The organism is Pseudomonas sp. RW407, from assembly GCF_003176655.1.
Lineage (GTDB): Bacteria > Pseudomonadota > Gammaproteobacteria > Pseudomonadales > Pseudomonadaceae > Pseudomonas > Pseudomonas delhiensis.
Genome location: NZ_QGSL01000088.1, coordinates 851064 through 860318, shown reverse-complemented (window position 1 = coordinate 860318; position 9255 = coordinate 851064). Strand labels below are relative to the sequence as shown.

Here is a 9255-nt window from a genome sequence, read left to right as displayed (position 1 = left end):
GCAGCGTAGGGACCGCAGGATGGCGTGGAGCGAAGCGATACCCATCGCCATGGCCCATGGGTTTTGCCGGTGGCATCCGTCACCTCGTCGAGGACCCGGACACCCGCCATCCTGGAAAGGCCTATCCTGAACGGACGAAACCGCCGTGCGCGCCTGAGCGGTTCTTGATCCCACTCAGGAGCAACGCAGCCGGTCGGGTGTATCGTTGCCCGCGAAGCCCGCCGCAACGGACGGCGAGCCAGAGGAGCCGTGTCATGCCTGAGTCGATGAGTTTCAACCGCGCCCTGGTGGAGAAGTACGACCGCCCGGGGCCGCGCTATACGTCCTATCCCACCGCGCCGCAGTTCCATGGCGCCTTCGCCGCCGACGACTACCGCGCGGCGGCCCGGCGCAGCAACCAGGCACCGGCCAAGCCGCTCTCGGTGTACATCCACATCCCGTTCTGCAAGAGCCTCTGCTACTACTGCGCCTGCAACAAGATCATCACCCAGAAGACCCACCGCGCCGTCGAGTACCTGGCCTACCTCAAGCGCGAGATCGCCATGCAGGCGGCGCTGTTCGACGGCCAGCGCAAGCTCACCCAGCTGCACCTGGGCGGCGGCACGCCGACCTACCTGACCAGCGAGCAGCTGGCCGAGCTGATGGACTGCCTGCGCGAGCATTTCAACCTCGACGAGAGCGACAACCACGAGTTCTCCATCGAGGTCGACCCGCGCACCATCAGCCGCGAGCGCATTGCCGAGCTGCGCGCCCAGGGCTTCAACCGCCTGAGCTTCGGCGTGCAGGACTTCGACGGGAAGGTCCAGGCTGCGGTCAACCGCGTGCAGAGCGAGCAGCAGATCTTCGACCTCGTCCAGGCCGCCCGCGAGGCGCGCTTCAAGTCGGTGTCCGTGGACCTGATCTACGGCCTGCCGCTGCAGACGGTGGAGAGCTTCGATACCACGCTGGGCAAGATAGTCGCGCTGCGCCCCGACCGTATCGCCGCCTACAGCTACGCCCACCTGCCCGAGCGGGTGCGCGCCCAGCGCCTGATCCGCCGCGAGGACATGCCGCCGCCCGAGCGCAAGCTGGAACTGCTGGAGCTGACCATCGGCCGGCTGACCGGGGAGGGCTACGCCTACATCGGCATGGACCACTTCGCCCTGCCCGACGACGAACTGACCGTGGCCCGCGCCAAGGGCACGCTGCAACGCAATTTCCAGGGCTACTCGACCCACGCCGATTGCGACCTGATCGCGCTGGGCGTGTCGTCCATCAGCAAGGTCGACGACACCTACGGGCAGAACGTGAAGGAACTCTCCCAGTACTACGCCCGCCTCGACGAAGGCCTGCTGCCGGTGCACAAGGGCTACCGCCTGAGCGACGACGACCGCCTGCGCCGCGAGGTGATAGGCGAGCTGATGTGCCACGGCCGGGTGGACTATGCACCGCTGGAGGCACGCCACGGCATCCGCTTCACCGAGTACTTCGAGGACTCGCTGCGGCAGTTGCGGGAGCAGGTCGACGACGGGCTGGTGGAACTGCATGACGACGGGCTGCTGTTGCTGCCCCAGGGCCAGCTGATGATGCGCAGCGTGGCGATGGCCTTCGACGCCTACCTGGGCGGCGAGCAGCGGGAGCGCTTCTCGCGGACCATTTGAGGTCGCCGAAGGTCGATTCCGGCGTGGCGATGGGTGAGGCGGCGGATAACCGCGAACGGTTATGCGCCCTACGGGTGGGCCTGGTGTAGGGCGAATAACGCTCCGCGTTATCCGCCGTTTGACCTTGGCCGCATTCCGCTCGGCGCCGGGCACTGAGCCGCCGTCGGAGCTGCGCCAGGCTCAACCACGGCGTTGCCGACAAGGAAGGTGAGGCGGCGGATAACCGCGAACGGTCATGCGCCCTACGGGGGGCCTGGCGTAGGGCGAATAACGCTCCGCGTTATCCGCCGTTTGACCTTGGCCGCATTCCGCTCGGTGCCGGGCACGGAGCCGCTGTCGGAGCTGCGCCACGCTCAACCACGGCGTTGCCGACAAGGAAGGTGAGGCGGCGGATAACCGCGAACGGTTATCCGCCCTACGGGGGGCCTGGCGTAGGGCGAATAACGTTCCGCGTTATCCGCCGTTTGACCTAACCCTGGCCCCCGCCTTCAGCCATGGCAGGAACCCATGCAGGAAGCGCGTGGTAGCCGGCATGAAGTAGCTGCCATGGTGGTAGCACGGATCCAGGGTGGAGACGATCATCCGCCCTGGCGTGGTGACGCTGTCGTCGTAGAGCACCGAGCCGCCGTCCACCGTGTTCACCAGGGAGATCGCGCCTTCAGGCGGCTGCAGTTCGCCGTGGCGGTGCCAGGTGGCGGCGGCCAGGTCGAGGTGGGCGAACAGGCCGTGGTCGGCTGCGCCCAGGCGCAGGCCGGAGTCGGCGCCGGGCTCCAGCCACCACCAGAAGTTGGTTTCGCAGGGGCGCCAGCGTACGCCTTGCAGCCAGAGGTCGGCGCGGCTTTCGCCCAGGGCCACCACCAGTTTGCCGGCGGCGAGGAAGGCGGCGATGGTGTCTTGCGCGGCCATCAGGTCCTCGGGGTTCTGCCGGCTGGCGACGTAGAGGCAGTCGATGTCGTCGAGGTCGGCGCCAGGCAGTTCCGGGGCGTAGAGGTTGCGGTCGAAGTAGGCGTGCAACTGCGGGTCGTTGTAGGTGGCGTGGTGGTAGTAGGTGCCACCGTCGACGAAGGCAATTCGCATGCTTTCACTCCTGTTCCGCGTAGGTGACGGCGGGCGCGCCGGCGCGCACCCAGTCCAGCAGCTGCGGGGCGATGCGCGCCGCGCTGGTGTCGTCGTTGATGTACATCCAGAGGTTGTTGCCGCTGTGCATGAACACCTGCCCGCCGGCCGGCCGCTGCCACACCCAGTCGATGGGCGAGCCGTCGGCGCGCAGGCGGTGCAGCACCACGGCGCCGGGCGGCGGCGGGTTGGCGCCGCGGGCGTAGAAGCCGGCGACGCCGCGGCGGTAGCTGAGGTCGTGGCAGTCCACGCCGTCGAACACCGGGTGCGGGTTCACGCGCTCCACTTCCAGCTCCTTCACGCCGCGCCGAGGCGCCACGACGAAGTCCGCCAGGCCGTCGAAGATCGGGTAGACCAGGTGGCCGTTGAACACCAGGGTGCCGCCGGCGTCCAGGTGGCGCCGCAGGGCGTCGCGGTGGGTGAGCAGGGCGCGCTGGTCGACGTGGCCCTCGACGAGGATGGCGCTGCGCCCGGCGAAGTGCTCGTCGCTCATCTGGCGCAGCGACAGGGAGTCGATGCCCAGCGCTTCCAGGCGCGCGACGAAGGCCGGCAGTTCATGGGAGACGGCACGGATGTGGAGGATGCTGCTCATGGCTGTTCACGGTTCTCCTGAGGGTGTTGGGAAAAGATCGGGACCGCCGTGCCGCTCTGCGGCAGCTCGTCCAGGCGGACCCGGCGTACGGGGATGCGGTACAGGCGCGACAAGGCCGCTTCGTCCATCACCTGCGCCGGCTCGCCGAAGGCGTGGGCGCCTTCGCTGAACAGCAGCAGGGCATGGCTGGCGAACTCCAGCGCGTGTTGCGGGGCGTGGGTGCTGAACACCAGGGTGATGCCGGCGCCGGCCAGCTCCGCCAGCAGGCGCAGGGTCAGGGCCTGGTTGTGCCAGTCCATGGCCGCGGTGGGTTCGTCCAGCAGCAGGATGTCGGCCTCGGCGGCCAGGGCGCGGGCCAGCAGCACCAGCTGGCGCTCGCCGCCGGACAGCGAGGCGAAGGCGCGTTCCGTAAGATGCGCTGCCTCCACACGCTCCAGTGCGCGGCGGGCGGCGGCGTAGTCGTCGCGGCCGGCGGCGCGCAGCAGGGAGATGCCGGCGGAGCGCCCGAGCAGGACCATCTCCAGGGCGGTCATCGGCAGCGCCGGGTGCACTTCCTGGGGCACGAAGCCCAGGCGGCCGCGGCGTTCCACCCGGCCGTGGCTGGGCGCCAGGCTGCCGGCCAGTATCTTCAGCAGGGTGGACTTGCCGGCGCCGTTGCCGCCCAGCAGCGCGCAGAGGGCGCCGCGCGGCAGCGCCAGGTCGAGGCCACGCAGCAGCGGGCGGTTGTCGTAGGCGTGGTGCAGGTCGTGGCAACGCAGGGCGGCTTCAGCCATGCAGTGTCCCTCCCAGGCGACGGATGAGGAAGGCGAACAGCGGCGCGCCGAGCAGCGCGGTCAGCACGCCCAGGGGCACTTCCAGCTGGGTCAGGGTGCGCGCCAGGGTGTCGACCAGGATCAGGTAGGTGGCGCCGGCCAGCGCGGTGTTGAGCAGGAAGCCGCGGTGGTCGCTGCCGCAGCCCATGCGCACCAGGTGCGGCACCACCAGGCCGACCCAGCCGACCACGCCGCACACCGCCACGCTGGAGGCGGCGATCACGCCGACGGCGAGCAGGGCCAGCAGGCGCACGCGCTGCACCGGCACGCCGAGGCTGCGCGCGTCGCTGTCGCCGACCGACAGCGCCATCAGGTGGAAGCGCAGGCCGTAGAGCAGGGCCAGGCCCAGGCCGATGCAGGGCAGGGCGATCAGCAGCTTGCCGGTGTCGGCCGCGGACAGGCTGCCCATCAGCCAGAAGACGATGGCCGGCAGCTGGTTCTGCGGGTCGGCCACCAGCTTGATCAGCGACACGCCGGAGGCGAACACGGCGCTGACCACGATGCCGGCCAGCACCAGCAGCACGGTGCTGCTGCCACGGCTGCCGCGCCCGCCGGCCAGCCAGTAGACCGCCAGCAGTGCCAGCAGGCCCCAGACCAGCGCGCCGGTGACCACCGGCCAGCCGTCGCCGGCGAGCAGGAAGGCCAGCACGCCGCCGAAGGCCGCGCCAGAGGACACGCCGAGCAGCTGCGGCTCGGCCAGCGGGTTGCGGAACAGCGCCTGCAGCGCCGCCCCGGCCCCGGCCAAGCCGGCGCCGACCACCGCCGCCAGCAGCACCCGCGGCAGGCGCACGCCTTCCACCACGCGTTGCTGCATGGCGTTCCAGTCGCCTTCGCCGAACAGCGGGGCGAAGAGGATGCGCAGCACCGTCCAGGGCTCGATGGCATAGCGCCCGGCGCCCAGGGCGAGCACCGCGGCCAGCAGCAGGGCGACCAGCAACAGCGGCGTGGCCAGGCGTTGGCGCAGGCTCATCGGGCCTCCCCGGCGAACAGCGCGCGGTAGTGGGCGCTGTCGCCGTTGCCGGCGAGCTTGAGCAGGTCGTCGAGATCGGCCGGGCCCATGGCATAGCCGTAGAGCAACTGGTAGGCCTCGGTGATGCGCTGGCGCAGGCCGGGTTCGGCCCGTTCGGGGTGGAACAGGCTGGCCAGCCAGTCCAGCGCCAGGGGCGTTTCCTGGCTCGGCGGGTCCCAGCGGAAGCCGCCGTGGGGGTAGCTGTAGACGCGCCGCTCGCGCACCGCGGCCAGGCCGGCCAGGCGGCTGTCGCCATACAGCTCGGCCGGTGCCAGGCCCGGCTCGAAGTTGTTCAGCAGCACCACCTGCGGGTCCCACACCAGCAGTTGCTCGACGTCCACCGGAGCGAAGCCGGGCACGCCGGCGGCGACGTTGCTGCCCCCGGCCAGGCGGATGTCGCCGTCCATGCTGGTGCCGGCGCCGGCGGCGATCAGCCCCGAGCGCGTGCGCTGCAGGTAGAGCACCCGCGGCCGCTGCGCCGCGGGGATGGTGGAGGTGCGCGTGGCGATGGCCTGGCTACGCGCCTCGAACCACTGCGCCAGGCGCTCGCCGCGCTCCGGCTTGCCGAGGGCGGCGCCGACCAGGCGCAGCCAGCCGGCGGCCAGCGCGCTGTCGCCGTAGCGCAGGGTGATCACCGGGATGCCCAGGGCGCTGATCGGCCGGACGATGTCGTCGCCGCGGTCGCCCCACTGGAACACCAGGTCGGCGCCGGTGGCGGCCAGCGCCTCGACGTTGGGCACGAAGCCTTCGCCGGCTACCTGCGAGGGCACCTGCTGCGCCTGTGGGTACATGCGCCCGAGCAGGCCGTGCTCGAAGTCGGCGCGGCTGGCCGAGTTCATCCCGGCCAGGCGTTGCGGGCCGCCGTCCACGGCCATGATCATCGACGCCAGCGGGATGGGGATGGCCACCAGGTGCTCGACCCGCGCCGGCAGCTCCACGCTGCGGCCGCTCTGGTCGACGACCTGGGCGGCCAGCGCCGGGACGGCGCCGAGCAGGGCCAGCAGCAATGCGATGGGGCGCCGCATCAGTAGTCCACCGACAGCTTGACCACCAGGGCGCGGCCCGGCTCCACCAGCGGGTTGCCCACCAGGTCGTTGGGGTAGGCGAGGTTCTCGGCCACCGTGGGGTTGCGGCCCACGCGGTCGAACAGGTTCTCCACCCCGCCCATCAGCTTCCAGTCCTGCCAGCCGTTGCCGAGCACGCGGTCCAGGTCGATGCCGGCGTACAGGTCGACCATGGCGTAGCTGGAGGTCTCGCGCTCCTGCTTCTCGTCGATGTGGTGCTTGCCCTGGTAGGCGCGCACCACGCCCTCGCCGTACCAGTGGCCGGTGTCGTAGCGCAGCTTGAGGTTGCCGGTGAGCGGGGCGATGTAGGGCAGGTCCTGGTCGGTCTTGTCGTCGCGGCCGCGGGTCAGGGTGGCGGCGTAGCCCAGGCTCCAGCGCTCGGCCAGCTGCGTCCGGCCGTCCAGCTCCAGGCCGCGGATGGTGGCCTTGGCCACGTTCTGCCGCTGGTAGAGGGTGGAATCCAGGCGCACCAGGCTGATCAGGTCCTTGTACTTGCTCTGGTAGGCGGTGAGGTTCAGCTGGCTGTGCTCGCCGTACCAGCGCACGCCGGCCTCGGCGGTGACGTTGGTTTCCGGGTCGAGGTCGGGGGAGGGCAGGGTCGGCTGGGTGCCGGCGGTGCTGGAGATGGTCAGATCGTTGCCCGAGGGCGCACGGAAGCCGCGGCTGAGGTTGCCCACCAGGTGCCAGGCCGGGGTCAGCCGGTACACCGCGCCGAGGCTGCCGGTGACCGCATAGTGGCGCTGGTCGGTGTTGCCGCGGTAGGCGTTGGCCAGGCTCGCGGCCTCGCCGGCGAAGGTGTCGCCGATGTCCACGTTGACCATGTCGCCGCGTAGCGCGCCGGTGAACGACCAGCGTTCGTCGAAGCGCCAGTCGTCGTTGACGAACAGGCCCAGGTTGGTCGACTCGGAATCGCGCTCCATCTGGTTCCAGCCGCTGTCGGAGAGCAGCGCGCCGGTGCTGCGGTTGTAGCGCCGGGCATTGTTCTCGCGGCCGTCGAAGCGCTCGTTGAAGAAATCGCCGCCGTAGCTGAGGTTGTGCTCGCCCAACTGCTTCATGGCGGTCAGGTGGCCGCCCCAGACGGTGGGGGTGTAGACCTTGATGTGGGCGAAGGCGTCGACCGTGGCGGCGGTGCTGTTGCGCTGGTAGATGTCGGTCTCGAAGTCGCGCACGTAGAGGCTGCTGTCCAGGCTGTCGGCCCAGGCGCCGACGTTGTAGTTCTGGTAGCCCAGGCGCAGGTAGCGCTCGGTGATCGGGTCTTCGCGCACGTCCATGAAGGGCTCGCCCGGCGCCGCGCCGAGGCCGCCGGCGCGCTTGCTGACCACCCGCTGGTAACGCCCGGAGAGTTCCCAGCGCGAATCGTTGTCGGGGCTGTAGCCGATGGCGAAGTCGCCGCCGAGCGAGCTGTAGCCGCTGTTGGCGGCATCGCCGATGGGGGTGGAGTAGTCGCTGGCGCTGCGCTGGTTGACGCCCAGCAGCACGTCGAAGCCGTTGCCGCCGCCAACCATCTCGGCACGCCCGCCGACCATGCTGTTGCCGCTGTTCCATTCCAGGGCGCGCAGCTTCGGCGTCAGCTCGAAGCTCTGCGATGGGTCGACCTTGGCCCTGCGGGTGACGATGTTGACCACGCCGTTCATGGCGTCGGAACCATAGAGCGCCGAGGCGGGGCCGCGGATGATCTCGATGCGCTCGATCGAATCCGGGTCGATCATGTTGAATTCCAGGGTGCTGCGGCCGCGGTAGCGGTCGCCGTCGATGGCCAGGATCGAGCGCCCCGAGTTGCTGTTGAAGCCGCGCACCACCAGCTGCCCGCCAAGGCCGCCGCTGCGGGCGAACTCGATGCCGGGGATTTCCGCCAGCAGGCTCTGGATGCCGCCGCTGCCGACCCGCTCGCGGACCTGCTCGCCGCTGATCACGGTCAGGGTGCGCGGCGAATCCTCGGCCGCCGCCGAGGAGCGGGTGGCGGTCACCGTCAGGCTTTCCAGCTCTTTATTGGTGTCTTCCGCCTGGGCCAGCGGGCTCAGGGTGAACAGGCCGCTCAGGGCCGGTGCCAGCAACAGTGCACGATAGGACTTCAGAACCACGATCAATGCCTCCCCCAAGGATGGTGTGCGCCCTTAGCAAAAGAGCTGCACGCTGTAAATGACATGAATTATCATTTGCGAATAATCCACCTTTGCGGGCTTGTATCAAATGAGAAATGTCAAGAACGGCCTGGTATTGGCCCGCGAACTGCTCGCCAGCCACCCGCTGCTGGGCGCGCAGCCGGAGGCGCTGCGCGAAAGCCTGCTGGCGGATGCCAGCCTGTGCGCGCTGGAGGAGGGCGAGGCGGTGTTCAACCAGGGCCAGCCGGCGCTGTTCTGGTACTTGGTGCTGGAGGGCCGCATCGACACCCTGCGCTACGGCATGGACGGCGAGGAACGGGTGATCCAGCACGTGGGCCGCGGCCAGCTGCTGGCGCCCGTGGTGATGTTCATGCCGCAGCGGCAATACCCGGTGGGCACCCGCGCGGCCATGCCCAGCCTGCTGTGCCGCCTGCACCGGGAAAACCTGCGCCGCGCCTGCCTGGAACACCCGCCCCTGGCGCTGGACATGCTGGACATAGCCGGCCAGGCGCTGAGTTCAAGGATCGACGACGTCGACAGCCTCGCCGGCTTCAACGCGCCGCAGCGCCTGGCGACCTACCTGCTACGCCTGCCGCGCCGCGCCGGGCAGAACATCGAACTGCCACTGAGCCAGCGCCAACTGGCCGCCAAGCTCGGCGTACGCGCGGAAACCCTGAACCGCCTGCTGGCCGAATGGCAGCGCCAGGGTGTGCTGGAAGGCAAAAGACGGCAATGGCGGATCGCCGAGATAGAAGCGCTGGAGGCGCAGGCGCGGAGTTGACGGTGCTGATGGGGTGCCGGGCCTGACTGTGGACGGTGCTTACCGGCGGCACTGGTGTTTCGGGTTTACTCCGCACCCTCACCCCAACCCTCTCCCGCAAGCGGGAGAGGGGGCTGTCCGGCGTGGCTGGGAGGTTCGG

Annotated in this window: 8 protein-coding genes; 2 read left to right on the top strand and 6 right to left on the bottom strand. The window is 69.9% G+C overall.

Translation table 11 applies throughout. The annotated features are described in order from the left end of the window. The first annotated feature begins 254 nt into the window (after positions 1 to 254). On the top strand, positions 255 to 1640 hold the full coding sequence (hemN, locus tag DK254_RS10490; RefSeq protein ID WP_109933718.1) for an oxygen-independent coproporphyrinogen III oxidase: 1386 nt from the start codon (positions 255 to 257) through the stop codon (positions 1638 to 1640). A 453-nt stretch (positions 1641 to 2093) separates the two neighbouring features. Here hemN and DK254_RS10485 read toward each other — a convergent pair whose 3' ends face one another. From DK254_RS10485 to DK254_RS10460, 6 genes are read right to left on the bottom strand one after another with little or no spacing between them, the layout of a single operon-like run. Further along, positions 2094 to 2717: a hypothetical protein gene (locus tag DK254_RS10485; RefSeq protein WP_109933717.1), complete on the bottom strand. Its 624-nt coding sequence runs from the start codon at positions 2715 to 2717 to the stop codon at positions 2094 to 2096. Between the two features lie 4 nt (positions 2718 to 2721). Beyond that, positions 2722 to 3348, bottom strand: coding sequence for a hypothetical protein (locus DK254_RS10480; protein WP_109933716.1), 627 nt, complete (start codon positions 3346 to 3348; stop codon positions 2722 to 2724). Continuing rightward, the gene (locus tag DK254_RS10475; RefSeq protein ID WP_109933715.1) at positions 3345 to 4121 is read right to left on the bottom strand and encodes an ABC transporter ATP-binding protein; all 777 of its coding nucleotides are present in this window, start codon (positions 4119 to 4121) and stop codon (positions 3345 to 3347) included. Before DK254_RS10475 ends, DK254_RS10480 begins: the two co-directional genes overlap by 4 nt. Beyond that, complete coding sequence (locus DK254_RS10470) at positions 4114 to 5130, bottom strand: iron ABC transporter permease (RefSeq protein WP_109933714.1); 1017 nt, start codon at positions 5128 to 5130, stop codon at positions 4114 to 4116. The genes DK254_RS10475 and DK254_RS10470 overlap by 8 nt, the downstream gene beginning before the upstream one ends. Next, positions 5127 to 6194 carry an ABC transporter substrate-binding protein gene (locus tag DK254_RS10465; protein WP_109933713.1) on the bottom strand — a complete coding sequence of 356 codons (1068 nt, stop codon included), beginning with the start codon at positions 6192 to 6194 and terminating at the stop codon, positions 5127 to 5129. Before DK254_RS10465 ends, DK254_RS10470 begins: the two co-directional genes overlap by 4 nt. Next, the gene (locus DK254_RS10460; protein ID WP_177412042.1) at positions 6194 to 8314 is read right to left on the bottom strand and encodes a TonB-dependent receptor; all 2121 of its coding nucleotides are present in this window, start codon (positions 8312 to 8314) and stop codon (positions 6194 to 6196) included. Before DK254_RS10460 ends, DK254_RS10465 begins: the two co-directional genes overlap by 1 nt. A 109-nt stretch (positions 8315 to 8423) precedes the next feature. On the opposite strand from DK254_RS10460, the gene DK254_RS10455 reads away from it, so the two are divergent. Next, on the top strand, positions 8424 to 9116 hold the full coding sequence (locus DK254_RS10455; RefSeq protein ID WP_109933712.1) for a Crp/Fnr family transcriptional regulator: 693 nt from the start codon (positions 8424 to 8426) through the stop codon (positions 9114 to 9116). Positions 9117 to 9255: the final 139 nt, after the last annotated feature.